This is a genomic window from Streptomyces sp. NPDC001157 (assembly GCF_053598255.1).
This window is the reverse complement of the sequence record NZ_JBSFJW010000073.1, coordinates 1-16329: the sequence shown is the minus strand read 5'-3', so window position 1 is coordinate 16329 and position 16329 is coordinate 1. Positions and strand designations below refer to the sequence as shown.

Genomic DNA, 16329 nt, shown 5'->3' with positions numbered 1-16329 from the left:
GCTACGACAAGACCGCGACCGTCTACCTCGCGGGACTCCACCTCGCCGCCATCTTCATCTGGTCGGCGAGGTGATCCAAAGGAAACGGCCTAGTGCTGAATTCCTCAAACGGAGTACACGTATCGGCGGCGTAGGACGCGGGTTGAAGGTGTAGGTCTTCCCCATACCCAGGGCTTGGCACGGGTATTGAGCTGGGCAGTTGCCAGGCGAGTGGCCTGGTCGATCTCGGATGGTCCGGCGAAGGACTGGCCCGCGAGGGCAGCCTTGCGGAAAATGCGCCACCAGCCTTCCTGGAGGTTGAGCCAGCACGCTCCGACGGGGATGAAGACGTGCCGGATTCTGGGGTGGTCCTCAAGCCAGGTTCGGGTGGACAGGCTGTTGTGCGAGGACAGGTTGTCGGTGACCACGTAGATGTCGCCGGCCGGATTGGCCCCTTCGACCCTTTGAAGAAACTGCCGGTAGAAGGCACTGTTGCGGGACGAGGCGGTCATGGTGATTTCGTGTCCGTCCCGTACCCGCAGAGCGCCGTAAGCCCAGGTCTTCTCCGGCCCACGGCCATAGTCGACCTCGGATTTGATGCGGTGGCCGTCCGGCGACCAGCCCGGCACCGGCGGGAACGTGCGGGGAATCACCGGTCCGAGCTCGTCGGCGCAGACGACCGTCGCACCTTCGGGCGGGCAGGTACAGAGCTCGATGATCCGTGTCCTTTTCCCTCGAAGTCCACGTCTCTCGACCGGGTCCAGGACCGGGTGCGGCGCCAACGCACCCCCTCAGCCAACAGGATCCGGCGGACCTGGCTGCGACCGACCTCGATGCCCATCCGTCCGGCCTCGGCGGCCAGTGCGTCAAGGGTCCATTCCGGCGGCCCGGACTCATCCGCCGCGGCCAGCTCGCCGTCGCCCTGCACGGTCAGTCGACCTGGGGGCGGCTGTTTGACCAGGCCGATGATTCTCGAGCGTTCCGTTTCGGTGATCCGTCGCTTCCGGCCCTGTCCACCCAGGTCCTCGAGTCCGTCCAGGCCGAAGCCGTCGAAGCGGTGCAGCCACCGGCGAACTGTCTTGGGGTTGCACCTCAACTCGTCCGCGATGGCAGGCACTCGCTGTCCAGCTCAGTTCAGCTCGACCGTTCGGGCCCGTAACACCAGATCACGCGGCGCCTTACGCGCTCGCGCCAGCCGGTGCACCGTCCGTTCCTCGTTCTCGTCACGGCTCGGCCGTGCCCGTAACGCCACCATCCAGCACCCGCCCCCGAACAGCCGAACCACCCCGCCACCAGGACATCTACCCAGCGAAAGGGGAAGTCGGCACTAGTAGGACTCCGTTAGGTCTGGCTGTCCGGCCTGTTCAGCAGCATGTTGGGTGTGGGGATGCACACGAAGTGAACCGTGTCCGGGCGAAGTGAGCGGCCTCGCTTGAACAGCACCTGAAGGATCCGCACTGGGGCGCAGACAAGGTCAATGGACAGCGCCTCGTCGCAACGGCGCACCTGCGGATGTGCGTGCCTGCCCGGGCGGCAGTCCATCGCAAAGGGAAGTAGGTGCTCGTTGCCTTCCTGACCGAACTGTTCGGGATGGTGATGCTGAGTGTGGCCGTGCTCATCGCTCTGGCCGACGGAAGCCCAGGAGCCTCCAGCGTCACCCCCGCGACGACGGTCTCTCCGTCAGCCAAGCGATTGGTGCCTCCGACGCCTCACAAGGTCCCGCGCCGAACGTCAGCGGCTCCATGCTCGCGAACGGATCCAGAGTCCATTGCTGCCATTCGTCATCCGCCAGCACATGCCACCGCCTGAACATGGCTATTGAGGTCCACGGCAGCGTCACGGAAACACAGTCACGGCTGCATGATCCGCGGGATCGGCCCCGGTAGGCCAGGTTCTTCAGGACGCCGCCCTGAACTCGTGCCGGATCCGCGAGCTGTCGTCGGGGCCTGCGCAGGCTATGCGGCGTCCTGGAGTCCCTCCAGCAGGTTTCGGATCTCGTCTGCGGACGCTCCGGGCGGGACGGGGGCGATGTCGGGGTTGGTTTCGACCATGGCGACGGCGGGTGTGCCTGCCGGCAGGAGGGACAGGAACCACACGATGGTGTCCGCCCAGAAGGCGGGTGGGGCGTCCCTCAGGATGAGTTGAGCGTGGTCGAAGTAGCTGCCGTGCCGTCGTTCATCATCGATGTCGGCTTCGAAGGCCAGGTAGTCCTCGTCGCCGATCACTGCGTGTTTGGAGGTGCACAGGACATCGGGACAGCGCTCGCGGATGCGGGCCTCGAACTCCTCCATGGTCAGGGGCCAGTCGGTTCCGGGTGGTGCGGCGATGAAGATGCCATCCTGCATGCCAAAGCCTCCGTTCTGTGGTGTGCGGGTCTGGTGACTCTGGCATGTTGAAGGCCTGCTCTTGCAGGCCCTGCAGGGTGCGTGGGCTGCATCCCGGTCGTCGAACATCCTTGGCGTCGATGATCGCGCCGTCGGTGGGACGGAAGCCGTCCGCCCACACGGTTTCGCCGTTCGCGCCGTTCATCTGCCGCTCCGGTGTGCCCGCCACCCGCAGTTGGTAGGCCCGGTCGTCCGGAGTTCCGTAATTGGGCTGCCGGGACGGCAGGCCAGCGACCCACATGGCCGGGCTTGCTGCTGCGCCGGGCTATAGAGCGGGAACGCAGGCGGTACCGATGGGGGAACCAGCCCCACCAGCCCTCCGGGAGCACCTGCCTGGGCGGGAACTGAAACGCCCTGGGGGCCACCGGCCGCCTCGGCGGGATCCAGTCCCACCACTGCGCTGCCGGTCAGCGCCACGCCGGTCAGTCCGGAGGTGACCGCGAGACATGCGGCGAGCTGGCAGACGATCGTCTCGGCTTCCGCGACCGCGGCTGCCCCAGCGGCGTCTGCTTCGGCCACCGCCAGAGCCTCGGCCGCCACGGCGGCATCGGCGGCCAGAGTGGCGTCCGCCGCACCGGCCGCCGCATCCGAGATCCCAAGGGTGAACACCGTGAGGATGACGCCGCCGGCCGTGATGACGCCGGCCGCGGTAGCGAGACCGATCAGGGTGTCACGACAGTCGTCAATCGCGTCCGCGTACTCGTTGCAAGCCTTCGCCGACTGCGTAGCACGGAGGGGTGATGCCTGTCAGCCTCAGCAGATTCCATACAGATTCCCCCGGACGGTCAGGAACAGGCGTTATTCGTAGAGAAATGTCTGTCCGCTGCCCGTCCTTCTGAGTCCCATGGACTCAAGTGATTTGTCTCGTTCTTGTCGCTGGTCGAATTTCTGAATGGCCGTCAATCCGGCTTGAGGAAGTACAGGCGTAACGTCGGCGAGGACTGTCTGGAGGGTGGTGACGATGAGGGTTGCGGCATCGTTGAGGGCAGCCAGCACGAACAAGTTGTTGTAAGGCTGGTCGAGTCGTCCTTCTGCCAGACTGACGGCAACAAGGCCGCGCCAGAGGGGCTCCACCGACGTGTTCCGGACTGCTGTGGACGCCATCCGCTGCCCGTACACGCTGAGTACTGCGGCAGCTCGCCTGTCGATGCTGTCGATCGTTTTCTGCCTGGCTGATGCAGGTCCGTGTGTGTAGGCGACGACGATCGCTTCGACCTCGGTGTCGAGTTCGCTCGGTAGCCGGATCCCGAGGTAGCCGTTGAAGCGTTTGTCGCGAAGGCGTGACAGCGCGGCTTCCTGCCCCTGTCCGCTGTTGGCGTCTCGCTTACGGGACAAGATAGTCCCCTTTCCATCGGTACCCGGCTTGCAGCAGTTGCTGAATCTCGCGCGCGAGGACGGTCGGAGCCTTACGTTCCGAGTCCCAGTACGTTCCCTTGGTGGGCGATGCGACGTACACGGTGCCACGCTGGTTGATGACGGTCTGAATCCGCGCGTCATTCTTGGGGAGATTCCAGGGATCGGCAACGAGCTTGGCATAACCGGGCCATTGACCTCCCACGGCGGTGTCCGGAAGCCGCCCGATTACCGGTACACCCTGGCTGGGGTGCCAGGCTTTGCCTGGGGCAAGTACGTCGGTGGAGGCGTTCGGGGGAGCCCATCTGTAGCCTCCACCGTAGTTGTGCACCAGAAGAGACGTCGTGCCGGCGAGCACATAGTAGGTGCGCAGTTCGTCGACAGTGAGGTTGTAGACCGAGGCCTGCTGGGTGCGGTGTCGGATCGCGGTGATCCGGACCCAGGTGCCGTTGCTGGTCTGCAGCCACTGTCCCGCTTTGAGGTCGCCGGCGTCGACCCATTGGTGGAGTTGGGGCCCAGAAGGGGTGGCCGTCGGTGGCGGTGATGCTGCCGGGTTTCGTTCCGGTGGGCCCGTCGGTGTCGAGGGTGAGGTCGACGAGCTGTTTGTCCCCGGCTCCCTTGATCAGCGCGGTGACCTTGCGGGGCCCGCTGTCACCGGTTTCGGGGTCGGTGGCGATGACGGTGTCGCCGATGGCGACGTCCTTGATGGGTTTGCGGGTTCCGTCGGCCATCAGCACGGGGGTGTCGCCGGTGAAGCTGTTCGGCAGTGCGCAGCTGCCGAGTTTGGAGCCGAGTCTGCCCTTGAGCATGGCGCCGAAGCCTTCGCCGAGCATGCCGGACAGGCAGCCGATGGCGGCGGACTGGCCGACCTGGCCCCAGTTGACCTTGCGGCCCGAGAGGCGCTGGCTGAGCCAGTCCAGGCCGCCGTCCATGAGGCCGCCGACGACGCAGGCGGCGATCATGGGGTTGTTGCCGGAGGGGTCAGTGTAGGTGGTGGGGGAGGCGAGGGCGTACTGGTAGAGGTTGGCGCCGCCGGCTTGGCCGCTGAGGTCTTGGGAGATGAAGCGGCCGGTCTGCGGGTCGTAATAGCGCTCGCGGTAGTAGAGCAGGCCGGTGTGGTCGTCCTCGCGTCCGGTGAAGGTGTAGGGGTGGTCGAGGTGGTGCCGGAGGCGGTGGGGGTGCCATTCGGGTCGTAGGCGTAGGTGGTGGCGACGGTGCCGTAGGTGTTGGCGAGGCCGACCACGCTGCCGAGGGCGTCGGTCAGGTAGATCTTCGTCGTGCCGCCCTCGCTGCGTGTGAGGTATTTGTCGAGGCCCGAGGCGGCCACGGTCGCCGTGGTCGTGCCTGAACTGTCCTGTCCACCAGCGGGTTGGATAGGTCAAGTCCCCGATGGCCTTGGTGCCTTGGGCATACGCGATGGACTTGATGACGCCGGTGGCGTCGTAGCCGGTGGTGCGGGTGGTGCCGCCGGGCAGGGAGGCGGTCTTCGCCCGGCCCACGGTGTCCAGGCCCAAGGTGACCTGCTGGCTGCCGGAGGTGACCGAGGTGAGGATGCTTGACTTGTCCCAGCCGTAGGAGGTGCTGGTACCTGCCGTGGTCATCGTGGAGCGCCGGTCGGCGGCGTCGTAGCCGTAACTGACCTTGCCGGTCGCGCCGGTGACGGAGGACAGCCGGTCGTAGACGTCGTATCCGAACGACTGGGTGCCGGCCTGGCTGTCGGTGATCTGCTTGGGCAGGTCGTGGTCGTCGTAGTCGTAGACGGCGGTGGACTCGGCCTGGCCGACGGCGTTGACCCCGTACTGGGTGGTCTTCAAGCGCCCGAGCAGGTCGTATTCGGCGGTGGCTGCCTGGCCTGATCTGTTGGTCGCCTGCTTGAGGTGGCCGGCCGCGTCGTAGGCGAACAGGGCCTGCGCGCCGAGTGGGTCGGTGGCCGTCTTGGGCGGTCTGCGTCGTCGTAGGCCCAGGTGGTGGTGTTGTCGCGGGCGTCGGTCAGGGTGGTGAGGTTGCCGTTTTCGTCGTAGTCGAGGCCCGTGGTGTTGCCCAGCGGGTCGGGTCCGCCGGGGGTTCCGCCACCTCCGCGTGAAGACCGCCCGTCCCGCCGACGTGCCCAGATCCTCCAAGCCCGGCCCCGGACGCCCACCCGGCTCGAAGAACCGCAGGCCAGCCCCACGTCACGAGCCCGGGAAGACCGTGAAACGAATCGAAACCCTCACCGAACACGTCCGCCTGAAACAGCAGCGAGGTTAATGATCAAGCTAAGGACTTGGCCCAAAACCAGCAGTCCGCGCCATTGTCTACGCACGTCAAACCTCTGCCGCGGCACGGCGGGCCGGTCAAGCCGGCCGGGCCCTACCTCGACATCCTCGCGCGTCGCCGACTCCGTGAACGTGCCGGTCGCCGCCTACCAGATCTCCGGCGAGTACTCGATGGTCGAGGCCGCCGCCGAGAAGGGCTGGATCGACCGTGACCGGGCCATCCTGGAGACGCTGACCGGCATCAAGCGGGCCGGGGCGCAGAACATCCTCACCTACTGGGCGGTGGAGGCGGCGCGGATGCCCCGCTGATGCTCGCGTGCCGGTTGTGTCGCTTGTAAAGGGTTCGTGACAGGGCCGGAAAGCGTGTTCCCCGATCATTAGAGTGAGTGCCCCAATCCGGCCGTGTCGGATGCGGCGGGTGAGTACCAGGGAATCGGGGGATCCGTGGACGGACCCGTGTTCGAGCACGGCGACCGGCTCTTCGAGCTGCTTGGCATCCTGGTGCGCAGGCCGAAGAGGGGAGAGTTGCCGGGGGAGGTCCCGAAACGGGACGGCATACCGATACTCGGCCTGCTCGGTCGGCACGAGGACGCCCTCGCGCTTCAGGTCGAGCAGGCGCTGAAAGCGGCCGAACCCCAGGTGGTCCCGAACCAGTTGGTCGACATGGCCGCCAAGTGGAGCGAGGTCGTCGCCGAGCGCGGCAAGCCCGAGGACACCAAGTACCTGTCCCCCGAATGGCAACGGGCCGAACTGTGCCGACGCGTCCTCGTCGACCTCGCCGCCGAGTTCTCCTCCGCACGCCACGGACACGACAGGCGGGTACGGTTCCGGCGGCTGGGGCTCGTCAACTGGCTGCTGGAGATGACGCACACGGCCGACCAGCCCGACAGCGACCACGGCCAGATCATGCTGCGCCGCCTGCGCGACCGCGAGCTGGAGCGCAGACGACTGTTCGGGTTCATGCGCAGCCCGAGCACCGAGGTCGCCCTGCAGGGGCATGTGCCCTGGTGGGCGTACCTCCTGGGACTGCACCTGCTGCCGGTCTTCTGGTTCCGTGTCTGGCGCGGCGTGGGCAGCGAGTACCGGTGGCTGCTGCGTCAGCCGTACATGGCGCCGGCCGATCCGGGGACCTTCATCGGGTTCGCGTTACGGCTCACCCAGCCCAGGTGGGGGCGTGAAGACCCGCAGCAGATCAGCAAGTTGATGATCAACGCCTTCCTGGAGGATCTGCGGGTCGCCTACCGGCGACGCCCGTGGCGGCGGCACGCCCACCGCCGTACGGCCTACTGCGTCGCCTTTCTGAAAGGGGTGAGCGGCCCCAACGGCGGCCTGGAACTGGTGCGGCTGCTCGCCGAGGTGCGCAACGACACCGGCGCCTTCGACCCGCTGCTCATCGTGACCAGCCGCCCCGAGGAACCGGACGAGCCGGTGCAGGTGCGGGAGCTGACCGACAACCCCGCTCCGTACCAGGCCTGGTGCGAGCGGTTGAGGGCGGCCGGCGGCGGCCGGAACACTGACTTCTGGCAGCTGCCGGTGCGGGTGCCGGAACCGATACCGGACGGCGACGACAGACGGGTCCAGCAGGGTGAACGTACGACGATCGCGAGCCGGCTGACCGTTCCCCGCCCTCCTGTCTGGGCGGGCCGCGCGGCGACCGCCGTGGCCGCCACCACCGCCCTGGCTGTGCTGGCCACCGGCGTGGGCATCGCCGTGGCCGACGCCTGGGACTGGCGACAGCAGCACTGCGGGCTGGGCTCCTCCGACCCCGACGCGCGTACCGTGTGGCGGGCCTCGACCGGCGAGTGCGTCGGTGTCGCCCCGCACGGGTTCGCCTTCGGCGCCAAGGACCCGGCCGTGCGCAGGACCCTGAGCATCATCGCCGAGCAGAACCAGAGGGCCGAGGAGATACATGCCGGGGACCCCACCCGCCCGATCGTCACTCTCGTCCATCTCTCCGCTCTGCTCAGCACCCCCAAGAGCGGCACCTCCCAGACCCTGTCCTACGCCCGCGAGCAATTGCAGGGCGTGGCGAGCGCGCAGCAGCGCCTGCTGGGGACAGGCGGTGACGATGACCCCGTCCTGCGGATCTACCCGGCCAGCGCGGGAGCCGGCATGGGGTTCGGGGCCGAAGTCGTGCGCATGATCGAGCGGATGACGAAGAGCGATTCGACGATCGTCGGCGTCACCGGCCTCGACCAGAGCCGCAAGGCCACCTTCAAGACGATCGCCGAACTGACCCGGGTGGGACTGCCCATGGTCGCCACGACCCTGTCCGCCGACTCGCTGCCCGGCGCGTCGGCGCTGTACTACCAGGTCTCACCGCAGAACAAGCGCGAGGCGCAGATCTCCGTCGCGTACGCGGGCCATCTCCTCGCCGAGAAGCGGCTGAAGCGGAAGGCCGTGCGCATCGTGTACTCCCTCGACCCGACCGACGAGTACAGCGACAACCTGCGCTTGGACACCCGGAAGGCCTTCCACGATGCGGGCTTCTCCACGGATCCGCAGGGGTACGTCCCCGCGCACCCGGCCGCCGGGACCCCGCCCGGGCCGTCCGCGCTCAGGGTCGGAGAGGAGGCCTGTAAATTCTCGGGGCTGGTCTTCTTCGCGGGCCGCAGCGAGGACTTCGAGACGATCCTGAACGCCACCAACAACACCTGTGGCGGCTCCAATCCGCCGCTCTTCCTCGGCGGCGACGACGTGGCCCGTCTCGGCGCCGACCCGGTCCGACGCAAGGCCTTCCCCCGAGTCCCATACGAGTTCCTCGACTTCACCGTCGGATCGGCCTCCTGCGGCAGTGACAGCGACCTCTACAGCACGATGAAGGAACTGTTCCCCGACGAGTGCCGCGATGTCAGGGACACCTCGCTGGACGGGCACGCGGCACTTGCCTTCGACGCCGTGAGTCTCTACGTGAAGGCCATCACCCGCCTCCGGGCCGCCGCCCCCGACATACCGCTGACGCCGGGCGCAGTCTGGCACGCCCTCAGTGGTATCCACGACGACGCCGCGCTCGCCGGGGAGAGCGGCCGCATCGACTTCGGCGGACTGGTGGACCAGCAGGTCCCCCTGGACAAGATCGTCTCGATCCAGCGGGTGGAAGGGGCGCGGCGCCCGAAGCAGATGGGCTTCTGCGGGCGGTGGAGGAACCACGACGGGGCGGACTGGTGCCCGGCACCGGAGAAGGCACAGCAGTAGCGGCACCGGAGCGTGACCCGCCGTGCGGGCACCATCAAGTAGCGCCGGGAGTTAGTTCGTTGGCTGTCTTCGCCCTTAGGACTCAGATCAGTATGAGGTCTTGAGTCGTCGCCAGCAGATGATGGCGCGGCCGAAAGAGTACACCTTCACGCTGCAAGGAGTGGGCTGGCACGGTGAGGGCTGTGTCGTCGCCGGTGGCACGGGCTTTGCGGTAGAGGTTGTGTGTCGTGGTCTCGTCGTGGGGAGGGGTGGTCATCACGCGTGCGCCGAGGACGCCGGCTCGGGCGGCCCGCTCGATCCGGCTTCGGCTTCCTCGCCGAAGGCGCCACCGCCCTGGTCGCCGGCACCATCGCATCGAAACTGATCGGCTCACTGGGCACCCGCCAGACCATGGTTCTCGGCCTTCTGGTGCAGGCCGTCGGCACCGGCTTCATGGCCTTCCTGCCCGCGGACAGCAAGATCCCGCTGCTGCTGGTGGTCACCTCCGGCGCGATGGGCTTCGGGCACGTCCTGGCTGTCGTCGCCTTCAACGCCACCCTCACCTCCGGCCTGCGCACCGACGAGAGGGCGTCGCCGGCGCGCTCTCGCAGATGCCGCAGTTCGTCGGGGCCATCGGCGTGGCCGGGCTGGCCGCCATCGTCACCGCCCGCTCCGCCGCGCTCGCCTCCACCACCACGGCCAAGCTCGCGCCCCTCGGCGGGCTGCACGCCGCGACGCTCACTGCAGGATTCGTCTGCATCGGCGCAAGGCCGCCGACATCCGTCGCCGGGCGAAGAAGAACAAGGTCGGGCTGTGCTTCACCCCGACCTACACCTCGTGGGCGAACCCCATCGAGGCCCACTTCGGACCGCTGAGGCAGTTCACCCGCGCCAACTCCCACCACCCCAACCACATCGTGCAGACCAAGGCCCTGCACGCCTACCTGCGCTGGCGCAACGTCGACGCCCGCCACCGCGACGTCCTGGCCGCCGAACGCAGGGAACGCCCGCATCCGAAGCGAGAAGGGCATCCGATGGGGCGGACGCCCGCTCACGATGGCGGCCTGACCAGACGTTCCGGCGGGTCAGACAACCAGCGCCGCGTGCAGCGCCTCGAATGCTTCACGAAGTTCCAACCCGGCGATCGGATCGATCTCCATCTGCACATGACACACGTCGTCGCCGTTGGGAGTCAGGCGCACGAAAAGGGCGAAACCGTCCCCGACGGGCTCCGCCTTCAACGCCAGCGGATGGTTCCGGCCCGGAGCCACCGCCGCCGAAAAGCGTCCACCCGACGGCGTGCGCAGGTGAGAGAGCACGCGAGCCGCGAGGCCACGACCTCCGCAGCGCTGAGATCCGCGGTGAAGTCAGCGGTCAGCCACGAACACAATCGGCAGTGACCTGCCAGCTGTCGCCATCGGTCCGAGCCAGTTCCAGCCACACATCATCGCTGCCGAGGCGTATCCGCGGTTTTCCCATCGTCGCCCTCCGACATCCGTGCCTGGGCTCAAGATGCTATGAGGCAGATCCTCTTCGTCGGAAGCCATCACCGCCATCCACCCTCCGCTCAACCCGGCGAACCTTCCCGGACAGAGCACCAGCGACAGTGGGTTCACGGCGTCCGCAGTGCGGCGCCGGGGGTGGCCTTGGCCCGCAGCCGGACGGTGGCAACAGTCGGCTCATCGGGTTCGCGGTGCGCACGTGGATGCAGTGTGCGGCGGGCAAGTCGGAGCAGGCCAGCCGCTCGTCCACGTCGTCGGCGGTTTGGCCGACCTGTGCAGGTGTCGCCCGCCTGCACTGACCCACCGCGCAGGGTGGGCTACGATCGCGCCCGGTGGGCGGGGCTCACACGGTGTTGACCAGCTGGTCATGAAAAAAGCCCCGTACAGTCGTGACGATCGAGGCGATGCTCCCGCTCTCCGTGCGCCCCAGCCATACGATGCTCCCTCCTCCGGTCCCGAACGTCACAAGGTCGGCTCCAAGAGCCTCGTCGCTCACCCGCTCGAACGACCCGCCCAGAGACTCGGTGGCCCGGAATGCGTCCTGCTGGCCCGCCCGGAGGTCGAGCCAGAACTGGCGGAACGGTTCGGTCAGCGACGGCCAGGCCGTGGCGTCGGCGAAACTCCCCATATTTTCCTCCGAGTCGAAGATCGGCCGCTCACCGGGGACGATCCGCTCGATGCTCTCGCCGACGCCCAGGGCCGCCTCCCAACAGGCCACCGGGGCATCGCTGACAAGCAGGCGGACCGCGACCTCCTCACGACCGTCGAACTGCTCGCCGTCGTACTCGTACGGCGCTTCCGTCCAGGAGGCCTGCACCCGGTAAACGCCAGGGGGGATCCGCTCCTTCAGTTCCCGGCCGACACGGGTGGACAACTCCGGGTCGAAGTCATCCGGCCAGGGCGAGGCGACGACGAGCCGGCCGCTCGGCAGCCGGATCGGGCTCACCTCCGTCACCTCGACGACGTACACGGGTCTCGCCGGATCTTCGGCATGCGTGCCCACCTGCGCACCGGGTGTGAACACCGCCTCCAAGTACCGGCTCTCTTCCGGAGCGGCCGCCAGACGCTCATCTGCTGTGTATCCCATGGCCGAACCGTAGAGGGCCCCACTGACGGAGCCCGACGTCCCGGCACCCTCGGTCCGCTCTCGGTACACGAGTGGCTGGCGGGACCATGCAGGAGAGGGCGTTTTGGGGCGCGATCCAGTCGCTTCCACGCCTGGCCCCCGGTCGACCTCAGCCCGCTGCCTTCTTCACGAGGGCGCTGATGAGCTGTTCCTCGGCCGCGGTCAGCTCCTTCAGGGCGTAGGCGGTCGGCCACATCGCGCCCTCGTCGAGTGCCGCCTGGTCGCTGAAGCCGAGCGTGGCGTACCGCGACTTGAACTTCTCCGCGCTCTGGAAGTGGCAGACGACCTTGCCGTCCCTGGCGTACGCGGGCATCCCGTACCAGAGCTTGGGCGCGAGGTCGGGAGCGGCGGTCTTGACGATCTCGTGGATCCGCTCGGCGAGAATCCGGTCCGCTTCCGGCATCTCGGCGATCTTCGCGAGCACGTCCTGCTCCGCTGCCGCCTCCTTCTCCGCCCGGGACGAACCACGCCGCGCCGCCGCCTTCTTCTGCTCGCGTGCGTGCTCCTTCATCGCGGCCCGCTCCTGGGCGGTGAATCCGTCGTACTTCTCGGCGGTCGTGCCGGAGTTCTCGGCGGGCGGCTTCGTGGACGACATGGCAGGTTTCCTCTCGTACCAAGGTGAGACACGGCGGTGTGGAAGTGCAGGATCGGAGGTCAGGAGGGTGTGGGAGCGGGCGGCGAGGCGGCCTCCCAGGCGAAGCCGTCCGGGTCGGTGAAGGCGCCGGCGGTGCTGCCGAGGACGATGCGGTGCGAGCCGGTGCCGTCGGCGGGGACGCCGAGATCCTTGGCCAGCGCGTGGCGCTTGTACAGCGCCAGCTTGACGGTGCTGGACTGACCGGGGGCGAACTCGGCGTACTTGCCTCCGAAGCTCTTGGCCACGGTCAGGCCCCGGCCCACGTAGAACTGCTTGGTGGCCTTCACGTCCTCGACACCGAGCAGCAGGACGACCTCATCGATCTCGCGGGTGGCGGGGCCGGTGTCCTTCTTCGCCGAGGTCGCGATCTTCCAGATCGTCCCGTCCGGGGCCTGGACGACACCGCCGTAACCCCACAGCGACTTCGTGGCGGGCTTCAGCACCGCGGCACCGGCGTCCACGGCGGCGGCGACGAAGCCGTCGACAGTGGCCGGCCCGGACACCGTGAGCGCCAGGGTGAAGCCGCGAAATCCAGTCGAGTGCGCTTCGGACGGTCGCAGGCGTATGTACGTGTCCACGCCGAAGGCGCCGTAGAAGCGGCGGGCGGCCTCGGGGTCGGACACCTCAAGGGTGACGGACGCGAGGATCGTGTGGGCTGCGGTGGAAGTGGTGGTTGCCATGTCCATCACGCTAGGGGCTGCGCGGTGGCCGGGGCTTCTCGATTCCTGACCGTTCTCGTCCCTTGCCGGCCACGCACGCGGGCATCCCCTCCACAGTGATTTCGAGTCTGCGTCACGGGCCGTAGCCGCGGCATCGGCAGGGTCGGACGCAGCATCTGCCGCCTGGCGCCGGAAGGCCCCGGGAGGCATGCCAACCAGCTCGGTGAAGCGGGCGGTGAACGTGCTCATGGACGCGCAGCAGACCTCGGTGACGCTGGGATCGCCCCGCCGCAGCAGTGCCGTCGCCCGCTCGATGCGACGTGTCATCAGATGCGCGCGTGCGGCAACTCACCGTAGGCGGCCTGGAACTGCCGACTCAGGTGCCCGGTGGACGTGTGTACATCGCGAGCGAGCGCCTCCACGTTCAGCGGCTGCGCGTACTCCCTGTCGATCCGGTCGCGGACGCGGCGCAGCCGCGCGAGATCGTCCCGCCCCCGATCGCCGAGCCCGACCCCTCCGCGCTCGTCCGTTCCGGCAACCAGTGGCCAGTTCGGCTCGGTCGGCGATGAGCGATTTTGAAACGGATGCGTGAACAGCCCTGCCTCACTGGCCGATTCAACACACCCTGGCCGCGCGGGGCAGCTGCCTGCCCGTAGGACCGCTCGCAGGCGCGGCCGGGGTTCACAGGTCGGCGAAATTGAGGGCGACGATCGCGGGGGTGTTGCTGCTGGTGTAGCCGTCATGCAGCGGCAGCTGAGTGTGGAAGCTGTCCGGCGTCCACCACAGCCGCTCGTCGCTTCCCGCCCCCTTCCACGCCATTACGATGCGGTTGTCCAATCGTCCCGGTGCGGGGCCGTGGCCGACCCTGCCGATGGCGAGTTGTCGGGCCGACCGGCCGCCGTTGCCGTAGCCGGCCCGCCAGAGGTGGTCGTCGTCGCCGGAACCCTTCCACGCCAAACGAGAGCCACGCCGTTCGACGCCAGTGCCGGGCCGTGGGTCGAACCGCCGGAAAACGTTGTCGGCGCGGTCCAGGACTGGCCGTCGTACGCGCACCAGTAGAGGTTCTGGTTGCCGTTTCATGGAGTTGGGCTGATGTTGCTGCTTCGGGGCACTCGGGAGCCAGCGCATCAGCCCACGCCAGGAGGTACGTCATGATCGCTCTCGGCATCATCCTGCTTGTCGTCGGTTTCCTCACCGGCATATCAATTTTGTGGACCATCGGCATCATCTTGGCCGTGGTCGGCGCCGTGATGTGGATCATGGGGTCCATGGGCCACGCGGTCGCTGGCCGACGCCACTACTGGTGACCAAGACAGGTCTTGCGGCGGGCATCGTTCGAGGCCGGCGGCTGAGTGCCTCGCACCGATGCCCGCTGCGGACCGGCGATCCGTTCGGCCATGAACGCGGGCTTGGCGTCGTTCCTGGTTAGCTCCGGCGCCTGACAGGAGGCGATTGAGGCCTCCTCTCAGCGGAGCGGGAGGGGAGCGCCTCCGCCGGGCAGGTGGTCGACCTGGAGGCAGATCAGCGTGCCTTCGATGATGGGGAGTTCGCCGGTGTGGTCGATCCATGCTTAGCGGGTGGTCAGGCGGGGGTGGATGCGGTCCCAGGCCATCACGCGGGCGGTGCCGTACCGGTCGGTGACCTGCACGGTTGCCGCGTCCGGCTCGCCCCACGTCTCAGACCTGGCGAAGCGGAACTCCTTACCGTGCTTCGGCGGTCGCCCGCCCTGGGGATAGGCCAGGGCGTACTCCTTGAGCGAGGGCGTCGGCCGTCGCATGACGCGGTCGGAGCGCATCCGTCCCAGTACCTCGACCGGGAGGCCCGTCAGGAGGTGGGCCATGCGCGGGGCGTCGAAGACGACGAGGATGTCGCGGTCGCCCAAGTGCCGGCGGCCCATATCGATCAGGTCCTCGACCACCCGGCGCAGCTCGGTGGCAGTGACCTCGGCGACGTCGTCCTCGGGTCCGAGACGCACGGCGTCCAGGAGCTGGCACCAGGATGTGCGGCCCGATTCGAGGGCGGCGACGAAGGAGTACGGCCAGCCGAGGATGAACTGGTCCGAGGAGCGTCCGCTGCGGCCGTAGACGTGGCAGAACAGGCGCTCCGCGCTGGTCGGGGCATCCGGGCGGAGCCAGTTGCTCACGTCGACCGCGAGGACCAGGCGGCCGTCGGCGGCCCGCGGCATCGGCAGACCGGCCAGCACCTGTCGCAGCCGGGGCACATCCGCACTCCCGCAGTTCAACGCCTCATACATAGCGCCGTGCCCGCGCCGGTGCTCGGCCACCAGCGCCAGGTCCACCGGCGAGGTCACCGGACCGTCCGCGCACACCAACGCGTCCACGAGGTCGAACAGTTCGTCCCCGCGCGCGGTCAGGCAGTGGAATAACCGTGTCCGCCGGCGGCGAGTGTTTCCCGGAGGGGACCGATCAGCGTCTCGGCGAACTGATCCATCTTTTTGTCGCGTCGCCGGGTCGCCCGCCACTGCCGTATGCCCGCCAGAGGGTTCACAGCCGCTCGCCCCGGTTCGATGCGCTCCGGTCCGAGAAGAACGGGAAGCCGTGCGAGGGGCCAGAAGCCCGGTGCAGAGCCCAAAAACACGGCACTTGCGCTTGCTCGGTATGCGGCGGCCCGCCGGCCCGGCCTCTCACGATGCGGGCCCGCCGGGAACCGGGTGATGTTGCCGATCTCGGCGACGAACACCGCGGCCGAGACGGGGCCGATGCCACCGATGTGCCGGATCGCCGGGTAGCCCGCGAGACGGGCGGCGATCTGCCGGTCGAGCCGGGCCACTTGCCGGTCCAGTTCGCCCATGACCTCCCGGAGAGCCTGCAGGCGCGCCTGGTAGCCGGCAACGGTAGCTACTCGAGGAACACAGTGCCTGCGGTGCCACTTTAGCGGCCTGGCGAGCGGGGTCACGGTGTTGCGCATGGGGGCTCCCAGGGGGCGGTTCCGCGATGCGCCAAAAAATAGAGCATGCTGAACACTTAAACAAGGCGACCATGCCTTGTCTTTTTAGATCACAGTGAACTAATTTCCGGTCTCGGCACCTGCAGCCCTCGTCCGCTCTCCCTCAATGGATGTCGAGATGACCACACGTCCCCCTGTTTCCGCTCCAGCCCCGGTGACCACCACCGGGGCCGCCTCCGCAGGATCCGGCCTTCAGACCGGCCTGAAGAACCGCCATCTGTCGATGATCGCCATCGGCGGTGTCATCGGCGCCGGCCTGTTCGTCGGCTCCGGCTCCGGCATCGCCGCCGCAGGCCC

General features: G+C 68.0%; 15 protein-coding genes and 6 pseudogenes. 5 read left to right on the top strand and 16 right to left on the bottom strand.

Translation table 11 applies throughout. The features are described 5' to 3' along the window. Positions 1–104: 104 nt before the first annotated feature. The 7 genes and pseudogenes from ACWDAG_RS47195 to ACWDAG_RS47165 all read right to left on the bottom strand — a co-directional run. Positions 105–608, bottom strand: coding sequence for a transposase (locus tag ACWDAG_RS47195; protein ID WP_450701770.1), 504 nt, complete (start codon positions 606–608; stop codon positions 105–107). Between the two features lie 20 nt (positions 609–628). After that, on the bottom strand, positions 629–1096 hold the full coding sequence (locus ACWDAG_RS47190; protein ID WP_450701768.1) for a helix-turn-helix domain-containing protein: 468 nt from the start codon (positions 1094–1096) through the stop codon (positions 629–631). A gap of 838 nt (positions 1097–1934) precedes the next feature. Continuing rightward, positions 1935–2324 carry a hypothetical protein gene (locus ACWDAG_RS47185; protein ID WP_450701772.1) on the bottom strand — a complete coding sequence of 130 codons (390 nt, stop codon included), beginning with the start codon at positions 2322–2324 and terminating at the stop codon, positions 1935–1937. A 97-nt stretch (positions 2325–2421) separates the two neighbouring features. Further along, positions 2422–2604, bottom strand: a pseudogene (locus ACWDAG_RS47180) (restriction endonuclease fold toxin-2 domain-containing protein); the annotation flags it as partial. Positions 2605–3161: 557 nt separating this feature from the next. After that, the gene (locus ACWDAG_RS47175; RefSeq protein ID WP_450701767.1) at positions 3162–3698 is read right to left on the bottom strand and encodes a hypothetical protein; all 537 of its coding nucleotides are present in this window, start codon (positions 3696–3698) and stop codon (positions 3162–3164) included. Next, positions 3688–4179 carry a hypothetical protein gene (locus ACWDAG_RS47170; protein WP_450701769.1) on the bottom strand — a complete coding sequence of 164 codons (492 nt, stop codon included), beginning with the start codon at positions 4177–4179 and terminating at the stop codon, positions 3688–3690. The genes ACWDAG_RS47175 and ACWDAG_RS47170 overlap by 11 nt, the downstream gene beginning before the upstream one ends. A 520-nt stretch (positions 4180–4699) precedes the next feature. After that, positions 4700–5317, bottom strand: a pseudogene (locus tag ACWDAG_RS47165) (RHS repeat-associated core domain-containing protein); the annotation flags it as partial. Between the two features lie 731 nt (positions 5318–6048). On the opposite strand from ACWDAG_RS47165, the pseudogene ACWDAG_RS47160 reads away from it, so the two are divergent. Next, positions 6049–6280: pseudogene (locus tag ACWDAG_RS47160) on the top strand (porphobilinogen synthase); the annotation flags it as partial. A 135-nt stretch (positions 6281–6415) separates the two neighbouring features. Beyond that, on the top strand, positions 6416–9166 hold the full coding sequence (locus ACWDAG_RS47155) for a hypothetical protein (protein ID WP_450701766.1): 2751 nt from the start codon (positions 6416–6418) through the stop codon (positions 9164–9166). A 369-nt stretch (positions 9167–9535) separates the two neighbouring features. Here ACWDAG_RS47155 and ACWDAG_RS47150 read toward each other — a convergent pair whose 3' ends face one another. The 6 genes and pseudogenes from ACWDAG_RS47150 to ACWDAG_RS47125 form a co-directional block, all read right to left on the bottom strand. Further along, positions 9536–9673: a hypothetical protein gene (locus tag ACWDAG_RS47150; protein ID WP_450701765.1), complete on the bottom strand. Its 138-nt coding sequence runs from the start codon at positions 9671–9673 to the stop codon at positions 9536–9538. Between the two features lie 556 nt (positions 9674–10229). Further along, positions 10230–10463: a hypothetical protein gene (locus tag ACWDAG_RS47145; RefSeq protein ID WP_450701764.1), complete on the bottom strand. Its 234-nt coding sequence runs from the start codon at positions 10461–10463 to the stop codon at positions 10230–10232. 526 nt (positions 10464–10989) lie between these two features. Next, positions 10990–11733 (bottom strand): DUF4241 domain-containing protein, encoded by a 744-nt coding sequence (locus ACWDAG_RS47140; RefSeq protein WP_450701763.1) that lies wholly within the window; start codon positions 11731–11733, stop codon positions 10990–10992. 148 nt (positions 11734–11881) lie between these two features. Next, complete coding sequence (locus ACWDAG_RS47135) at positions 11882–12367, bottom strand: iron chaperone (protein WP_450701762.1); 486 nt, start codon at positions 12365–12367, stop codon at positions 11882–11884. Between the two features lie 59 nt (positions 12368–12426). Further along, on the bottom strand, positions 12427–13092 hold the full coding sequence (locus tag ACWDAG_RS47130; protein ID WP_450701761.1) for a glyoxalase: 666 nt from the start codon (positions 13090–13092) through the stop codon (positions 12427–12429). Beyond that, positions 13092–13493, bottom strand: a pseudogene (locus ACWDAG_RS47125) (helix-turn-helix transcriptional regulator). The gene ACWDAG_RS47130 and the pseudogene ACWDAG_RS47125 overlap by 1 nt, the downstream one beginning before the upstream one ends. Here ACWDAG_RS47125 and ACWDAG_RS47120 point away from each other — a divergent pair. Next, positions 13404–13634: a hypothetical protein gene (locus tag ACWDAG_RS47120; protein WP_450701771.1), complete on the top strand. Its 231-nt coding sequence runs from the start codon at positions 13404–13406 to the stop codon at positions 13632–13634. The pseudogene ACWDAG_RS47125 and the gene ACWDAG_RS47120 overlap by 90 nt on opposite strands. A gap of 112 nt (positions 13635–13746) precedes the next feature. Here the strand turns inward: ACWDAG_RS47120 and ACWDAG_RS47115 are convergent, their stop codons facing one another. Then, entirely contained in the window at positions 13747–14022 is a 276-nt protein-coding gene (locus ACWDAG_RS47115) for a hypothetical protein (protein ID WP_450701760.1), read from the bottom strand. A gap of 194 nt (positions 14023–14216) precedes the next feature. Here ACWDAG_RS47115 and ACWDAG_RS47110 point away from each other — a divergent pair, with 194 nt between their 5' ends. Beyond that, the gene (locus ACWDAG_RS47110; RefSeq protein WP_199931992.1) at positions 14217–14372 is read left to right on the top strand and encodes a DUF6131 family protein; all 156 of its coding nucleotides are present in this window, start codon (positions 14217–14219) and stop codon (positions 14370–14372) included. Positions 14373–14536: 164 nt separating this feature from the next. Here the strand turns inward: ACWDAG_RS47110 and ACWDAG_RS47105 are convergent. Together ACWDAG_RS47105 and ACWDAG_RS47100 are read right to left on the bottom strand one after the other, a co-directional pair. Beyond that, a pseudogene (locus ACWDAG_RS47105) lies at positions 14537–15439 on the bottom strand (transposase); the annotation flags it as partial. Then, positions 15436–15993, bottom strand: coding sequence for a transposase (locus ACWDAG_RS47100; RefSeq protein ID WP_450701759.1), 558 nt, complete (start codon positions 15991–15993; stop codon positions 15436–15438). The gene ACWDAG_RS47100 and the pseudogene ACWDAG_RS47105, both read right to left, overlap by 4 nt. Before the next feature lie 157 nt (positions 15994–16150). Between ACWDAG_RS47100 and ACWDAG_RS47095 the strand changes: the two are divergent. After that, positions 16151–16329: pseudogene (locus tag ACWDAG_RS47095) on the top strand (amino acid transporter); the annotation flags it as partial.